Consider the following 14,922-nt stretch of genomic DNA (forward strand, 5'->3'; position numbering starts at 1 on the left):
GCACATTATAAACAACACGGGGGATCCCTTTGATGAAACTGACGACACTTCTGACCAGCGCCGCCATGGCGCTTGGCCTTGCGACCGGCGCGATGGCCGAAGACAAGACCAAGGTAGGCTTTGTCTATGTCGGTCCCGTCGGCGACGGTGGCTGGACCTATGAGCACAATCAGGGCCGCCTGGCCGTAGAAGAGGAATTCGGCGACAAGGTCGAAACCGTTTACGTGGAAAACGTCGCCGAAGGCCCCGACGCCGAGCGCGTGATCACCCAGATGGCCCTTCAAGGCGCGGATCTGATCTTCACCACTTCGTTCGGCTACATGGATCCCACGATCAACGTCGCCAAGAAATTCCCGAACGTGAAGTTCGAGCACGCCACCGGCTACAAGCGCGCCGACAACGTCTCGACCTATTCTGCACGCTTCTATGAAGGCCGCGCCGTTCAGGGCACCATCGCGGGCAACATGACCGAGAGCAACATCGTCGGCTACATCGGCTCCTACCCGATCCCCGAAGTGATCCGCGGCATCAACTCTGCCTATATCCACGCCAAGAAAGTGAACCCCGACGTCACCTTCAAGATCGTCTGGGCTTTCACCTGGTTCGACCCGGCCAAAGAAGCCGACGCCGCCAAGGTTCTGATCGAACAGGGCGCCGACGTGATCCTGCAGCACACCGACTCCACTGCGCCGCAGGCGGCCGCACAGGCCGCAGGCAACGTGATCACCTTTGGTCAGGCTTCCGACATGGCCGAGTATGCGCCGAAACCGCGCGTCTCCTCGATCATCGACAACTGGGCGCCCTATTACATCGCCCGTACCAAGGCCGTGATGGACGGCACCTGGACCTCGGTTGACACCTGGGACGGCATCGGCCCGGGCATGGTGGGCATCGGTGAAATCTCCGACGCGGTTCCCGCCGACGTAAAAGAAGCCGCGCTGGCGCTGAAAGCCTCGATCGCGGACGGTTCCTATCACCCGTTCACCGGCCCGCTGAACAAGCAGGACGGTTCGGCATGGCTGGCAGAGGGTGAAACCGCCGATGACGGCACCCTGGCCGGCATGAACTTCTTTGTGGAAGGCATCGAAGGCGATATCCCGCAGTAAGCGGCTTGCCCAGACGAGTTACGGAAAGGCCCGCCAGATTGGCGGGCCTTTTCTTTTGGTGGCTGCAGTTCTCCTCTGCACAGCCACTCCGCAAATCTTGGGCGACCCCAACTTCTGCAGCAAAGCAACCTTTTGCAGACCACGACCAACTCTCCTAATATCCTCATCGCACCAGCATCGGCGGGCGCTAGACCGGGAGGCCTAGAAAAGGATGGAGTTTTTCGATTACGGCTATCTCTTGGCGGGCGACTGGCTCCCCTACTCCACCGCCCTTGCCGTGGTTGCTTGCGCAGCGTCTATTCTCACGATCCGGCGTCTGCCGAACCAGCCATGGCGCGCATTTTTCCTGTCCTGCCTGATCGCCTTTTGCGTGGCGTTCCTGCTCTCCGGAACCAGGTTCGGTTTTTCGGGCGGTGCCGAGGCGCTGTTCTGGAACGTACTGGGCGCAGGTCTGCTTGCTCAGATCTGGCTTCCGGTCTGTGCGGTCACTCACATTATCGCACGACGGGATCGGATCAGACGCCGATAAGCTGGCGCATAGACAGCGCAGCCTCGACAGTAATCACCGGGGGGCCTAGCGCTTCTGCGAGAACACCCGATAGGCCAACAGCACGCGCGACGCAGCCGTCACGAAGCACAAGGCGCCGAACACCCAGGCCATCAGGGCAAAGGCCCCCGGAAACAGGCACAGCGCCACGAAGAACCCGATTGTCTCGGCCCCTTCCAGCAGCCCCCCGGTAAAGTAGAGCGTTTTGACGCCGCGCGCGGTGCTGGACATCTGGTGCCGCTCGGCCAGGATGGAATAGCCAAGGAAGCTGGCACCGTTCACGTAAAAAGACATGAGCAGAAAGGCACCTGCCGCGCCATTTGCCCCAGGGTTCGCCAGCACGAATGCCAAGGGCACCGCTCCGTAGAACAGGAAATCGCAGGTGATATCGAGATAGCCACCAAAGCCCGTCGGCGCGCTGGCCCGCGCCACCGCCCCATCCAGCCCATCGGCAAGGCGTGACAGCAACAACGGCAGCAGCGCCCAGCCAAACATCCCGAGAGCAATCAGCGCAGCCGACAGAAGCCCCAGCGCCAGCCCTAACAGCGTCACCTGATTGGCACTGATCCCCCAGCGCGCAATGACCCTGCCCTGCGCGTTCAACGCAGGGTCGATCAACGGGCGGATGCGGGCATCAAACATGGCTCTGTTGTGCCCTGCAAACGCTGCGCGCTCCAGTCACAATTGCGCGCAGCGGCGTTTTTGGCAGAAGCCTGTTGTTGCGTCATCTTCGCTCTTTTCCCTGTTCCCGCGACGTGGCAGGTTGCCGCCATGACACGCATCCTGACCACCCCCGACCACGCCCCCGTCAGCCGCTTTGCCTTTGGCACCATGCAGTTCGGAGGCCGCGCCGACGCAACGCAATCGGCCGAAATGTATGACGCCTGCCGCGCAGCCGGGATCACCCATTTCGACACCGCCTGGGTCTATAACGAGGGCGAAAGCGAGAAGATCCTCGGCCGCCTGATCAAGGGGGAGCGCGACAAGCTGCTGATCGCGACCAAGGTGGGCTATACCGGCGGCGCAGGGGAAGCCAACATGCGAGCGCAGTTCGACACCTGCCGGGCGCGGTTAGATCTGGATATGGTGGATGTCCTTTACCTGCACCGGTTCGATCCCGAAACCGACCTCACCGAAACGCTGGAATGTTTTGCATCCCTGAAACAACAGGGGATGATCCGCTATGTGGGCCTGTCGAATTTCGCCGCCTGGCAGGTGGTCAAGGCGCAGATGATCGGCGCCAAATTCGATTTGTCGATTGATATCCTGCAGCCGATGTATTCCCTGGTCAAACGCCAGGCCGAGGTCGAGATCCTGCCCATGTGCGCAGATCAGGACATCGCCATCGCGCCCTACTCTCCGCTGGGCGGCGGACTGCTGACCGGCAAATACGCCGAGGGCAGTGGCGAAGGGCGCCTGCAGGAAGATCCCCGCTACAACAGCCGCTATGGGCAGGACTGGATGCACCGCGCCGCCGCAGATCTGGCCGCGCTGGCGCAAGAGCTTGGCACCGATCCGGCGACCCTTGCCGTGGCCTGGGTGGCGGCCCATTCCAGCGGTCCGATGCCGATCATCTCGGGACGCACCGCAGAACAACTTGCGCCGTCGCTTGCGGCGATGGATTTCGATATGAGTGCCGATCTTTATGCGCGGATTTCAGCGCTCAGCCCGCGCCCGGCGCCGGCGACAGACCGGCTGGAAGAACAGGACGAAGGTATTTAGGCATGAGTGATTTTATCGTCATTGGCGGCGGCATCGCAGGGATCAGCGCCGCCGCACGGCTGTCGGAGCTCGGCAGCGTCACGGTACTGGAGGCGGAAGAGGCGCTTGGCTATCACGCCTCGGGGCGCTCGGCCGCCATGTTCGAGGAAAGCTATGGCAACCCAGCCGTTGTCGCGCTCAACAAGGCCAGCGCCGACTACCATTACAATGCCAATGGCGGTTACCTGACGCCGCGCGGTTTCATGCTGGTGGCAGGCCCCGGCGAAGAAGACGGGTTTGCGGCAGATGTCGCAGAACTGGATCTGCACAAGATCCATATCGACGATGCCTATGCCCGGGTGCCGATCCTGAATCCGGCCTCCGTCACCATGACCGCCCTGCACGAGGATGCGCAGGATCTGGATACCGACCGGATGATCCAGGATTTTGCCCGCGTGGTTCGCGGTGCAGGCGGACAGGTGATCACACGGGCCGAGGTCACCGCGATCCAGCATAGCGGGTCAGGCTGGCAGGTGACGGCAGGCGGTCGGGCCTATGTAGGCAAGCAACTAATCAATGCCGCAGGGGCCTGGGTGGATCGTATCGCCGCCCTTGCCGGGGTTGCGCCCATCGGGATCACTCCCAAGCGCCGCTCCATGGCGCGACTGCCCGCGCCGGGCGGTCACGATGTCACAAAGTGGCCGATGATGATGGGTGTCGGGGAGTGTTGGTACGCCAAACCCGATGCAGGCAAGCTGCTGGTCTCCCCTGCGGATGCCGACCCGGTTGAGCCGCACGATGCCTTTGCCGACGATATGGTGCTGGCCGAAGGGCTGGCGCGTTATGAGGAAAAGGTAACCGAACCCGTCACACGGGTCGAAAGCAACTGGGCCGGTCTGCGCAGTTTCGTCAGCGATGGCGCGCTGGTGCTGGGCGCGGACCCTGACCGCCCCGATTTCATCTGGTGCGCGGCGCAGGGCGGCTATGGCTTTCAGACCGCACCAGCCGCCTCGCGCCTGCTGCGCGATCTGATCGGCGGCAGGACGCCCGAACTGGACCGCGATATCATTACCTCCCTGTTACCAGAAAGGCTGCGCTGATGCCCGTTCGCTCTGTTCCCGGCACCGCCTCTGTCGCCGCTGCGCAGGATGGCAAGCTCTTCGCCCCCTCTGCCGAGCGCAATATCGATCCCCTGTGCGATCTCTTGGCCGACATCGCCCCTGAAACCGGCAGCGCGCTGGAGATCGCCAGCGGCACCGGTCAACATGTGGTGGCCTATGCCCGGCGCCTGCCAGGGTTGATCTGGCAACCGACCGAGGTGGACGCAGCCCGGCGCGCCAGCATCGATGCCTATGTCGCAGAGGCAGGCCTTGATAACCTGCGCCCCGCTGCAGAACTGGATGCGACAGCACCGGGATGGGCCGCAACGGTCGGGCCAGTCGATTTCATCATCCTGTCGAACCTTCTGCACCTTATCACCGAGGAAGACGCCAAGACCCTGATCCGCGAAGCCGCACGCGCGCTGGCCTCGGCCGGCAGGATCGCGATCTATGGACCCTTCATGCGCGCTGGTGAGCTGACAAGCGAAGGCGATCAGAGGTTCCACGCCTCTCTGACGGACCATGATCCGCAGATCGGCTACAAGGACGATTTCGACACCATCGACTGGCTGCTGGAGGCGGGCCTTGATCTGGCCGAGGTGATCGAAATGCCAGCAAACAATCTGGCCCTGGTGGCGCAAAAACCGGATTTCTGACCCAGATCAAAGCCGCAGTACTGCAGCCACCCTACTCCTTCAGGAAAATGAATATGATGATGAAGGACAGATCATGGGCTGGCAGGAGAAACTGGACGGAACCCGCAACGGGCTGCGCAATCTGAACCGGGCGATCCCCGAGACCGCGCAGGCCTTTGGCGCCCTTGGCAAGGCGGTGAAGCAGGGTGGCACGCTGGAGTTCAAGCAGAAGGAATTCGTGGCGCTTGGCATCGCGGTCGCCCTGCGGTGTGAGGACTGTATCGGGCTGCACGTGGAAACCCTGATCAAGGCTGGCGCCACCCGCGAAGAAGTGGCCGACGTACTGGCGATGTCGATCCAGATGGGCGGCGGACCCGCGATGATGTACGCGGCCAAGGCGATGACCTGCTTTGACGAACTGACCGCCGCCTGAGGCGTGGATCACCACACACAGAATGGCCTGTTCCATTCGAAAAACAGCGGCTAGGCTTCCGGAAAAGATCAACCGGGAGCCTGCCATGAAAGATCAACGTCACACACCCACCTGGACCAGCTTTGAAGAGGCTGGGAAGGCAGACTGGGATGCGGTCATGGAGTATGAGGAGGCCTATAACGCCGCCCTGCCCGACCGCATTCTGGACGCGATCCGCTCGCTTGACGAGGACTGGACGCCCTACCCGGTGAACCGCTTCCAGCATTGTCTTCAGGCCGCCACCCGCGCCCATGCCGATGGCGCCGATGACGAAATCGTCGTTGCGGCGCTGGTGCATGATGTGGGCGATATCCTGTCGCCCTATAACCACGGCGAACTGGCCGCCGCGATGATGAAACCCTATGTCAGCGAACGCACCTGGTGGATCCTGAAACACCACTGCGTCTTTCAGGGGTATTACTACAATCACCACCTTGGCGGCGACCGCCACGCACGCGACAAATACCGCGACAGCCCCTATTGGGAAGACTGCCGCAAATTCTGTCACGACTATGATCAATGCGCCTTTGACCCGGATTACCCGACGAAACCGCTGGAATTCTTCGAACCGATCCTGCGCCGGGTGCTCGCGCGCGGCGAAGGCCACATGGAGCTGAACGAGACCAGCGACAGCTGAGCCGGCTCAGCCGCCCATGATCCACAGGATGCCGCTCCAGATGATCGGCAGCAGCAGCGCGGTTGCGAGCGCGTTGAGGCCCATGGCAAGGCCGGAAAAGGCGCCTGCGGTTTCGTTCACCTGCAGCGCTCGAGCGGTACCGATCCCGTGGCTGGCGGTGCCAATCGCCAGCCCCCGCGCGCGCCAGTCGACCACGCCGGTCACGTCCAGAACCTTCGGCCCCAGCATGGCGCCAAGAATACCGGTCACGATCACCAGAACCGCGGTCAGCGACGGCAGGCCGCCCAGTTTCTCGGCAATGCCCATTGCCACGGGCGCCGTCACCGATTTCGGCGCCACCGATGCAAGAACCGCCTCGGAACTGCCTGCAATCCAGGCCACCGCCACGGCCGACAGGATGGCGGTCAGCGATCCGGCAACAAGGCTCACCACGATGGCCAGAGCCGAACGGCGCACCCGGTACCATTGCCGATAGAGCGGCACCGCAAGGGCCACCGTGGCAGGCCCCAGCAGGAAGTGCACGAACTGGGCGCCCTCGAAATAACTGCCATAATCCGTCCCGGTCAACATCAGCACAGCCACAACGATTAGCACCGCCCCCAGCACCGGGTTCAGCAATGGGTTCCTGCCGGTTTTCTCAAACAGGAAACTGGCCAGCTGAAAGGCCACCAGCGTCAGGGTGAGATGGAACAGCGGCGATGCGCTGAGATAGACCCAGGTGTCCTGCAGGTTATCCATCGGCCGACCCTGCCCCCAGCCACTGCATCAAAAGCCCGGTGACCGCGATGGTCGCCAACGTCGAGACCACCAGCGCCAGCCCCAGCGGCAACAGCGCCTGTCCCAGCAGCTGGAAATGCAGGATTACCCCGGTCCCGGCCGGCACAAACAACAGCGACATTGAGCGCAACAGACCGTTTGCCGTCTGATCCAGCTGCGCGGGCACCCGGCCCAGCAACATCAGAATGACAAACAGAAACACCATGCCCAGCACCGGCCCCGGTATAGGCAGCGCCAAGGCGCCGGTGATGAACTCCCCAGCCAGCTGACACACCAGTATAAGCGTAAGGAAACCCAGCATCTTATCCCTCCTGCACCTGATGAGGTGACTGTGGCATCCCTCTGGCATCCAAACAAGCGGTGTGCCCTCTCATCGGGTCGGACAAGGCAGCAGGCTTACGGGGAATAGGAAATCCGGTAGACGGCACCGGCAAAATCATCCGACACCAGAATGGAGCCATCCGGGTGCTGGATGACATCCACCGGGCGACCATCATATTCACCGTCTTGGTTCAGCCAGCCTTCGGCAAAGGGTTCGATGGCCGCGTTCCCCTGCGCGTCGATGAAGGTCACCATCACCCGTGCGCCGACACGCTCGGAGCGGTTCCAGGACCCATGCTGGGCGGAAAAGATCGCGTTGAGGTATTTTTCGGGGAACATGTCCCCGGTGTAGAAACTCATGCCCAGATCGGCCGCATGGGCGATGGTTTCGACCGCAGGCATGACCACCTCGACCGGAACCTCCTGCCCCGCGTATTCGCGCGTCCGGGTGGAGCCGCCACCGTACCAGGGAAAGCCGAAATGCTGGCCCTTTTCCGTCTGGCGGTTGATTTCGCCGGGCGGAATGTCGTCACCCATGCCATCGACCTGATTGTCGGTCCACCACAGCTCTCCGGTTTCCGGGTGAAAGTCATGTCCAACGGAATTGCGCGCGCCATAGGCAAAGACTTCGCGCCCACTGCCATCACGGTTCATGCGGATGATCCCGCCAATCCCGGTTTCATTGTAAAGCGCCAGCTTTTCCGGTGGCGCCACGTTGAAGGGCTGCCCAAGCGAGATATACAACTTGTTGTCCGGCCCCAGCTTGATGACCCGCGCCGTGTGATAAGAGCTTTCCTCGGCCTCGGGGATCAGGCTGCCCTGCGGCACGATTGGCACCGCGACCATGTCAGCGTTCTGATCGAAGGCCTCGGCGCCCGCAATGCGCAAAACCCGGTTACGTTCGGCGATGAACAGATCACCGTCCGGAGAAACCTCCACGCCATTGGGGATATCAAGGCTCAGGGAGGGCGCGAAATCCTTGACCTCATCCACAGCGCCGTCGCGGTCACGGTCCAGAACCGCCCAGACCTTGTCCCGCCTTGTGCCGACGAACAGGACTGTGCCACCAGGGGAAAGCGCCATGTGGCGGGCACCGGGAACCAGCGCATAGAGTTCGATCCTGAACCCCGTCGGCAAACGGATGCCCTCCAACACGCGCCGCAACGCATCGGCATCTGCCGTGTCTTGGTCGATATAGGTGTGTTCGGCGGATCCGGTGATCCTGATCGCACCCGGTTCTCCGGGGGCAGACTGCGCAGATGCAGACGCAGCAAACATCAGGCACAAAGCTGCACTGCCAAAGACCAGTCTCATCCTCTTCTCCCTGAAATCGCAAATTCGATCAACAACCCGCAGACGCCACAGCCATGCGCGGCACCTCGCAAAGGATAGTCGGAAAAAGAAGCAGGACAACCGGCAGCAAAGCGCGACCGGTCCGTCATTCCAACAAAAAAGCCCCAGCACGGTGGCCGGGGCTTTGCTGTTTTATCCGTTCACACGGATCTTTTCGTTCTTCGGATCATAGGGGCTGTCGCAGGTCACGACCGCATCCCACAGCTGGTCCAGCATCTTGACCTTCAGCTTGGTGCCTTCCACCGCGTATTCCGGTTTCACATAGCCCATGCCGATGCTCTTCTCGAAGGCCACCGAATAGCCGCCGGTGGTCAGACGCCCGACGCGGGTGCCATCCTCGGCATAAAGCGCCTCGCGGCCCCAGGGATCGGTGTCGGACGGACCGTCGATCAGAATGGTGCAGCACTTGGAGCGGATGCCCTTGGCGACCATTTCGTCCTTGCCGTAGAAGTCCTTCTCCAGATCGACGAAGCGCGGCAGGTCTGCCTCAAGCGGGGTCGCGTCGCGGCCCAGCTCGTGCCCAAAGGCGCGGTAGCTCTTCTCCTGACGCAGCCAGTTCTGGGCGCGGGCGCCGACCAGCTTCATACCGTGCTTCTCGCCTGCATTCTCCAAGAGGTCGAACAGGTAGTTCTGCATCTCGATCGGGTGATGCAGCTCCCAGCCCAGCTCACCCGTATAGGCTACGCGGATCGCATTCACCGGGCACATGCCCAATTCGATCTGTTTGGCCGACAGCCAGGGGAAGCGTTTGTTGCTGAGCGCGGTCTCCGGATCAGCGTCCTTGATCACCTCTTTAAGCACATCGCGGGACTTGGGGCCAGCGATGGCGAAGACGCCCCACTGGGTGGTCACGTCCTGGATCTCGATATAGCCGAACTCCTCCATCTTGTCCTCGGCCGCCTTGCGCAGGTAGTCCGCGTCATATTCGGTCCAGGCACCCGCAGAGACGAGGTAATAGTTGTTCTCGCCGTTGCGCACGATGGTGTATTCGGTGCGGGTGGTCCCGGCCGAGGTCAGCGCATAGGTCAGGTTGATCCGGCCCACCTTGGGCAGCTTGTTGCAGGTGAACCAGTCGAGGAACTGGGTGGCACCGGGGCCCTTGACCACGTGTTTGGTGAAAGCGGTCGCGTCGATCAGGCCGACGCCTTCACGGATCGCCTTGGCCTCTTCGACCGCGTATTGCCACCAGCCACCACGGCGGAACGAACGTGCATCGTGGTCGAAGTTCTCCGGCGCATCCAGCGGGCCGAAATAGTTCGGGCGTTCCCAACCGTTGACCCAGCCGAATTGCGCACCGCGGGCGGCCTGACGGTCATAGGCCGGCGAGGTCCGCAAGGGGCGGCAGGCCGGGCGCTCTTCGTCCGGGTGGTGCAGGATGTAGACGTGCTCGTAGGCTTCCTCGTTCTTGCGCGCGGCGAACTCGGTCGTCATCCAGTTGGAGGAGTACCGCTTGGGGTCGAGCGACGCCATGTCGATCTCGGCCTCGCCATCGACCATCATCTGCGCCAGGTAATAGCCGGTGCCGCCCGCAGCAGTGATGCCGAAGGAGAAGCCTTCGGCCAGCCACATGTTGCGCAGACCGGGCGCCTGGCCGACCAGCGGGTTGCCGTCGGGCGTATAGCAGATCGGGCCGTTGAAATCGTCCTTGAGGCCGCTTTCGGCACAGGAGGGCACGCGCTCTGCCATCGCCATGTATTGATCGGCGATCCGGTCCAGATCCAACGGGAACAGATCAGCGCGGAAGCTGTCCGGCACGCCATGCTCGAACCGCGCGGGCGCGCCATGTTCATAGATGCCGAGGATCCAGCCGCCACGCTCTTCACGCGCGTAGGATTCATTGTCGGCATCACGCACGACGGGGTGCTCCGGGTTGCCCGCTTCACGCCATTTGACCAGCTCGGGGTCCTTGTCCATGACGATGAAGGTGTGCTCGACCGGGATCGCGGGCATCTTGATACCCAACATCTTGGCGGTGCGCTGCGCGTGGTTGCCGGAGGCGGTCACCACGTGCTCGGCGGTGATCACCACCTGCTCGTCGCTCTCGACGAGGTTGCCACCCTTTTCGACCATCTTGGTGCAGGTGACTTCCCAGTGGGTGCCATTCCAGTGGAAGGCATCGGCCTGCAGTTTGCGTACGATCTCGACACCGCGCTGACGGGCGCCCTTGGCCATCGCCTGGGTCACATCGGCGGGGTTAATGTAACCGTCCTCAGTGTGGTAGATCGCGCCCTTCAGGTCGCCGGTCTCGATCAGCGGCCAGCGTTCCTTGATCTGCTCCGGGGTCAGCCATTCGTAATCGACGTCGCAGGTCTCGGCGGTCGAGGCATAGAGCATGTATTCGTCCATACGCTCTTGCGTCTGCGCCATGCGCAGGTTGCCCACCACGGCAAACCCGGCGTTGAGGCCGGTTTCTTCTTCCAACGTCTTGTAGAAATCGACCGAGTACTTGTGGATGTGGGTGGTCGCATAGGACATGTTGAACAGCGGCAACAGGCCGGCCGCGTGCCAGGTAGAGCCCGAGGTCAGCTCGTCCCGTTCGATCAGCATCACATCGTCCCAGCCCGCCTTGGCCAGATGATAGGCGATCGAGGTCCCGACGGCGCCACCGCCGACAACCAGTGCTTTGACTTGGGTTTTCATATCCCGCTTCTCCGGAAGAAATGACTAGGGTTTGGCAATGGTATGCCGGAATTCCTGAAATCACCGCGAAATCCATCCGACGCAAAAGTCGACAAAACCGACCTTTCGCGCCCTGCCGTGCGGAATCTTGGCCGCGCAACAGAATCCCTGCCCCGCGCCGAACGCAAAAGGGCGGCGCAGGTTCACGCCCGCACCGCCCTTAAAGGCTCATGATTTTAACCGCTTTGATCAATCGGAAATGATCTTACCCGGGTTCAGGATATTATCCGGATCCAGTGCTGCCTTGACCGCCGCCATATAGCGGGTCGCGGCGCCAAGTTCCTTGGTCAGATAGGGGCGTTTACCCTGCCCGATGCCATGTTCACCTGTGCAGGTGCCATCCATGGAAATCGCCAGATCGTTGAGCCAGCCGACGTATTCATCCGCCTTGGCCCGTTCCTCGGCGCTGTCCATGTCGATCAGCAGCAGCGCGTGGAAGTTGCCGTCGCCTACATGGCCGACCATGGGCGCCATCAGTCCCATTTCCTCTGCCTTTTCGCGGGCGGTAGAGACGCATTCGGCCAGCCGCGAGATCGGCACACAGACGTCGGTCGAAATCCCCTTGGCACCGGGGCGCAGACCGAGGCAGGCCCAGTACATATCATGGCGCGCCTGCCAGAGCTTGTTGCGCTCTTCCGCGGTGGAGGTCGCCTCGAAATCGAAACCGCCGAACTCTTCGGCGATGGAGCTGAACATCTCGGCCTGCTCCACTACGCCCGCTTCGGAGCCGTGGAATTCCAGCAGCAGCAGCGGCACTTCGGGCAGGTCCAGCTTGGAATAGGTATTTGCGGCCTTGACGCTCATCGCGTCCAGCATTTCGATCCGGGCAACGGGAATGCCGTATTGGATGGTCATCATCACCGCGCGACAGGCATCATCCACCGAGCGGAAGGCGCAGCGCGCAGAGCGGATCGCCTCTGGGATGCCCTGCAGGCGCAGGGTGATTTCGGTGATCAGGCCAAGGGTGCCTTCGGAGCCAACCATCAGCCGGGTCATATCGTATCCGGCCGAGGATTTCTTGGCCCGCTGGGCGGTACGGATCACCTCGCCGTCAGCCATGACGACCTCAAGCGCGAGCACGTTGTCTTTCATCGTGCCATAGCGCACCGCGTTGGTGCCCGAGGCCCGCGTCGCAGCCATCCCGCCAAGCGAGGCATTGGCGCCGGGGTCGATGGGAAAGAACAGACCCTGATCGCGCAGGAAGGTATTGAGCTGCTCGCGCGTCACTCCTGGCTGCACAACCACATCCAGATCCTCGGCATGCACGGCCAAAATCTTGTCCATACGCGCCATATCCACGGAAATGCCACCTGCAGGAGCGTTCACATGGCCCTCCAGCGAGGTGCCGGTGCCAAAGGGAATGACCGGCACGCCATATTCGGCGCAGGTCTTTACGATGGCGGCGACCTCTTCGGTCGAGGTGGGAAAGACAACCGCATCCGGCGCCTGGGTTTCGATCCAGGTGGTGGTGTGGCCATGCTGTTCACGGATGGCCTGCCCGGTCTGAAGCCGGTCACCGAATGTCTGTTTCAAAACGCCTATGGCGGCTTTGATCCCCGGCTCGTTCCGCGGCAGTGAAGTGGCTTGCACCATGGGTCGTCCTTTCTCCTCCAGGCTCGTGTTGTCACGTCAACACGAGCGGCAATATAGTCTCAACACCTGCAGACGCAAGTGGGGCTGAAGGGGCGCGGTGATGGACCATTCTCCCCCCGGTCCGCATTATTTACTCCCCCAGGGCAATGCCTTCGCGGCGGGGATCGGCAGCGCCTTTCAACCGTTCACCGATCTCAATCGCGTGCAGACCTGAATTCAGCCCCCGGACATTGACCTTATACCCCATGTCCGTGAGCGGTGCTTCCAATCCAACCGCTGCCGAGCCCTCTTCCAGATCATAGGTGCCGAACCGGTTCACGGCATGCGGCACGGACACGGATTTTTGAACATCCATGCCCCAATCAGCCCAGGCAATGATCGAGGAAGCGACATAGCCGATGATCCGGCTGCCGCCGGGCGATCCGATGGCCAGCACCGGCGCGCCGTCCTTGGTCACGATGGTGGGCGCCATTGAGGAGCGCGGCCGTTTGCCCGGCTCCAACCGGTTGGCAATCGGCACCCCATCCCGGTGCGTGCGGAAGGAGAAATCGGTGAGCTCATTGTTGAGCAGGAACCCATTGGTCATCAGCCGCGAGCCAAAGCCGTTTTCGATGGTGGTGGTCATCGACAGCACGTTGCCATAGCGGTCCACGATCGAGATATGCGAGGTCGAAGGGAACTCGATCGACGCATCATCGGCCCACTGCCGCGTCAGCCCCGCGTGGTCGAATTCCGGCGCGCCCGGCGCCACCTCGGGCAAGGCATCGTCGCCTGCCAGCAGTTTCGCCCGCTCTGCCAGATAGGCGGAATCGACCAGCCCCCGCGTGGGCATCGGCACGAAATCACTATCCGCCATGTAACGGCCCCGATCAGCAAAGGCGAGACGCGAGGCATCGCCGATCAGCCGCCAGGCCTCAGGGCTTTCGGCGCCCAGCGCCGCCAGATCGAATTGCCCCAGCATGCCAAGGATCTGCCCCACGGTCAGCGCCCCGGAGGACGGCGGCCCCATGCCGCAGACCTCAAACGCGCGGTATTCGGCGCAGACCGCCGGGCGTTCCTTGACCTGATAAAGCGCCAGATCGACAGCGGAGAGAACGCCGGGATTGCCCGGAGCACCGGTCACCGTGCGCACGATATCCGCTGCAACCGGCCCAGTGTAGAACCCATCCGCGCCATCTGTTGCGAGGGTCCGCAGCACCTCGGCATAGGCCGGGTTGACCAGCCTGTCTCCCGCCTTGAGCGGCATGCCCCCGGGCAGGAAATACTCGGCGGTTGCGGAAAACCGCGACAGGCGCTCGGCGTCCCGTTCGATCAGACCGGCTAAACGCGGCGACACCGCGAACCCATCCTCGGCCAACGAAATCCCTGCTTCGAAAAGCGACGGCCAGTTGGCCTTGCCCCAGCGGCGATGGGCTGCTTCCAGCAGCGCGGGCGTGCCGGGAGTGCCCACAGAGCGGCCCCCGACAACAGCGTCGAAGAATTTCAGCGGCGCGCCGCTGTCATCCTGAAACAACCGCGGCGTGGCCGCCAGCGGCGCGGTCTCACGCCCATCCAGCGTCGTCATCTCGCCGGTTTCCGCATCGTACCAGACCAGAAAGGCACCACCGCCCAGCCCTGAGGATTGCGGCTCGACAAGTCCCAGAACCACCTGTACCGCAACCATGGCATCCGCCGCAGTGCCCCCGGCGCGCAGCACGGCCGCCCCGGCCTCCACCGCGTGAGGATTGGCTGCGGCCACCATCCAGTTGTCCGCCTCGACCGGCAGACCGGCGTCTTTGAACTTGAGCGCAGAAGCCACCTGAGGCGACAGCGCCTCGGCCCCGCCTTTTTCAGCCGGTTCCGGCGCCACCGCATCTGCAGCCTGCTGCGCGCTCACCGTGCCTGCGGACATGCACAGGCACATCAAAAAGATCTTCTTCATAATCGCCTCCTCCAAAACAATGCCTTGCCTCAAAACGCAAACGCGGGCCATTAGCCCGCGTCGCAAAGATCAATCCTGTG

14 protein-coding genes are annotated in these 14,922 nt (G+C 62.4%); 7 read left to right on the forward strand and 7 right to left on the reverse strand.

Annotated features, from left to right (window positions below):
- Positions 1 to 32: 32 nt before the first annotated feature.
- Both SM766_RS17620 and SM766_RS17625 read left to right on the forward strand, forming a co-directional pair.
- Entirely contained in the window at positions 33 to 1,106 is a 1,074-nt protein-coding gene (locus SM766_RS17620; protein ID WP_065271094.1) for a BMP family ABC transporter substrate-binding protein, read from the forward strand.
- A gap of 211 nt (positions 1,107 to 1,317) precedes the next feature.
- Positions 1,318 to 1,635 carry a hypothetical protein gene (locus SM766_RS17625; protein ID WP_368948607.1) on the forward strand — a complete coding sequence of 106 codons (318 nt, stop codon included), beginning with the start codon at positions 1,318 to 1,320 and terminating at the stop codon, positions 1,633 to 1,635.
- A 45-nt stretch (positions 1,636 to 1,680) separates the two neighbouring features.
- Here the strand turns inward: SM766_RS17625 and SM766_RS17630 are convergent, their stop codons facing one another.
- Positions 1,681 to 2,295, reverse strand: coding sequence for a CDP-alcohol phosphatidyltransferase family protein (locus SM766_RS17630; protein WP_368948608.1), 615 nt, complete (start codon positions 2,293 to 2,295; stop codon positions 1,681 to 1,683).
- A gap of 129 nt (positions 2,296 to 2,424) precedes the next feature.
- Between SM766_RS17630 and SM766_RS17635 the strand changes: the two genes are divergently transcribed.
- The 5 genes from SM766_RS17635 to SM766_RS17655 all read left to right on the forward strand — a co-directional run bounded on the left by SM766_RS17635 (position 2,425) and on the right by SM766_RS17655 (position 6,198).
- The gene (locus tag SM766_RS17635; protein ID WP_368948609.1) at positions 2,425 to 3,375 is read left to right on the forward strand and encodes an aldo/keto reductase; all 951 of its coding nucleotides are present in this window, start codon (positions 2,425 to 2,427) and stop codon (positions 3,373 to 3,375) included.
- A 2-nt stretch (positions 3,376 to 3,377) separates the two neighbouring features.
- A complete protein-coding gene (locus tag SM766_RS17640; protein WP_368948610.1) occupies positions 3,378 to 4,454 on the forward strand; it encodes an NAD(P)/FAD-dependent oxidoreductase in 1,077 nt (358 codons plus the stop codon).
- On the forward strand, positions 4,454 to 5,110 hold the full coding sequence (locus SM766_RS17645) for a DUF938 domain-containing protein (protein ID WP_368948611.1): 657 nt from the start codon (positions 4,454 to 4,456) through the stop codon (positions 5,108 to 5,110). Before SM766_RS17640 ends, SM766_RS17645 begins: the two co-directional genes overlap by 1 nt.
- A gap of 73 nt (positions 5,111 to 5,183) precedes the next feature.
- Positions 5,184 to 5,522 carry a carboxymuconolactone decarboxylase family protein gene (locus SM766_RS17650; protein WP_368948612.1) on the forward strand — a complete coding sequence of 113 codons (339 nt, stop codon included), beginning with the start codon at positions 5,184 to 5,186 and terminating at the stop codon, positions 5,520 to 5,522.
- Positions 5,523 to 5,607: 85 nt separating this feature from the next.
- A complete protein-coding gene (locus tag SM766_RS17655) occupies positions 5,608 to 6,198 on the forward strand; it encodes an HD domain-containing protein (RefSeq protein ID WP_065271101.1) in 591 nt (196 codons plus the stop codon).
- 6 nt (positions 6,199 to 6,204) lie between these two features.
- On the opposite strand, the gene SM766_RS17660 is transcribed toward SM766_RS17655, so the two are convergent.
- The 6 genes from SM766_RS17660 to ggt form a co-directional block, all read right to left on the reverse strand.
- Positions 6,205 to 6,936 (reverse strand): LrgB family protein, encoded by a 732-nt coding sequence (locus tag SM766_RS17660; protein WP_368948613.1) that lies wholly within the window; start codon positions 6,934 to 6,936, stop codon positions 6,205 to 6,207.
- Positions 6,929 to 7,276 (reverse strand): CidA/LrgA family protein, encoded by a 348-nt coding sequence (locus SM766_RS17665; RefSeq protein WP_065271103.1) that lies wholly within the window; start codon positions 7,274 to 7,276, stop codon positions 6,929 to 6,931. Before SM766_RS17665 ends, SM766_RS17660 begins: the two co-directional genes overlap by 8 nt.
- Positions 7,277 to 7,371: 95 nt before the next feature.
- Positions 7,372 to 8,610 carry a PQQ-dependent sugar dehydrogenase gene (locus SM766_RS17670; RefSeq protein ID WP_490363369.1) on the reverse strand — a complete coding sequence of 413 codons (1,239 nt, stop codon included), beginning with the start codon at positions 8,608 to 8,610 and terminating at the stop codon, positions 7,372 to 7,374.
- Between the two features lie 171 nt (positions 8,611 to 8,781).
- A complete protein-coding gene (locus SM766_RS17675; RefSeq protein ID WP_368948614.1) occupies positions 8,782 to 11,289 on the reverse strand; it encodes a GcvT family protein in 2,508 nt (835 codons plus the stop codon).
- Between the two features lie 228 nt (positions 11,290 to 11,517).
- Positions 11,518 to 12,921, reverse strand: coding sequence for an FAD-binding oxidoreductase (locus SM766_RS17680; RefSeq protein ID WP_065271106.1), 1,404 nt, complete (start codon positions 12,919 to 12,921; stop codon positions 11,518 to 11,520).
- Positions 12,922 to 13,051: 130 nt separating this feature from the next.
- On the reverse strand, positions 13,052 to 14,842 hold the full coding sequence (gene ggt, locus SM766_RS17685) for a gamma-glutamyltransferase (RefSeq protein WP_368948615.1): 1,791 nt from the start codon (positions 14,840 to 14,842) through the stop codon (positions 13,052 to 13,054).
- Positions 14,843 to 14,922: the final 80 nt, after the last annotated feature.

This window comes from Pseudophaeobacter sp. A-200-2 (genome assembly GCF_041008815.1).
Classification (GTDB): domain Bacteria; phylum Pseudomonadota; class Alphaproteobacteria; order Rhodobacterales; family Rhodobacteraceae; genus Phycobacter; species Phycobacter gallaeciensis_A.

Coding starts and splice junctions, on each gene's coding strand:
- SM766_RS17620 (WP_065271094.1), top strand. CDS start 33: ATGAAACTGACGACACTTCTGACCAGCGCCGCCATGGCGCTTGGCCTT.
- SM766_RS17625 (WP_368948607.1), top strand. CDS start 1,318: ATGGAGTTTTTCGATTACGGCTATCTCTTGGCGGGCGACTGGCTCCCC.
- SM766_RS17630 (WP_368948608.1), bottom strand. CDS start 2,295: ATGTTTGATGCCCGCATCCGCCCGTTGATCGACCCTGCGTTGAACGCG.
- SM766_RS17635 (WP_368948609.1), top strand. CDS start 2,425: ATGACACGCATCCTGACCACCCCCGACCACGCCCCCGTCAGCCGCTTT.
- SM766_RS17640 (WP_368948610.1), top strand. CDS start 3,378: ATGAGTGATTTTATCGTCATTGGCGGCGGCATCGCAGGGATCAGCGCC.
- SM766_RS17645 (WP_368948611.1), top strand. CDS start 4,454: ATGCCCGTTCGCTCTGTTCCCGGCACCGCCTCTGTCGCCGCTGCGCAG.
- SM766_RS17650 (WP_368948612.1), top strand. CDS start 5,184: ATGGGCTGGCAGGAGAAACTGGACGGAACCCGCAACGGGCTGCGCAAT.
- SM766_RS17655 (WP_065271101.1), top strand. CDS start 5,608: ATGAAAGATCAACGTCACACACCCACCTGGACCAGCTTTGAAGAGGCT.
- SM766_RS17660 (WP_368948613.1), bottom strand. CDS start 6,936: ATGGATAACCTGCAGGACACCTGGGTCTATCTCAGCGCATCGCCGCTG.
- SM766_RS17665 (WP_065271103.1), bottom strand. CDS start 7,276: ATGCTGGGTTTCCTTACGCTTATACTGGTGTGTCAGCTGGCTGGGGAG.
- SM766_RS17670 (WP_490363369.1), bottom strand. CDS start 8,610: ATGAGACTGGTCTTTGGCAGTGCAGCTTTGTGCCTGATGTTTGCTGCG.
- SM766_RS17675 (WP_368948614.1), bottom strand. CDS start 11,289: ATGAAAACCCAAGTCAAAGCACTGGTTGTCGGCGGTGGCGCCGTCGGG.
- SM766_RS17680 (WP_065271106.1), bottom strand. CDS start 12,921: ATGGTGCAAGCCACTTCACTGCCGCGGAACGAGCCGGGGATCAAAGCC.
- ggt (WP_368948615.1), bottom strand. CDS start 14,842: ATGAAGAAGATCTTTTTGATGTGCCTGTGCATGTCCGCAGGCACGGTG.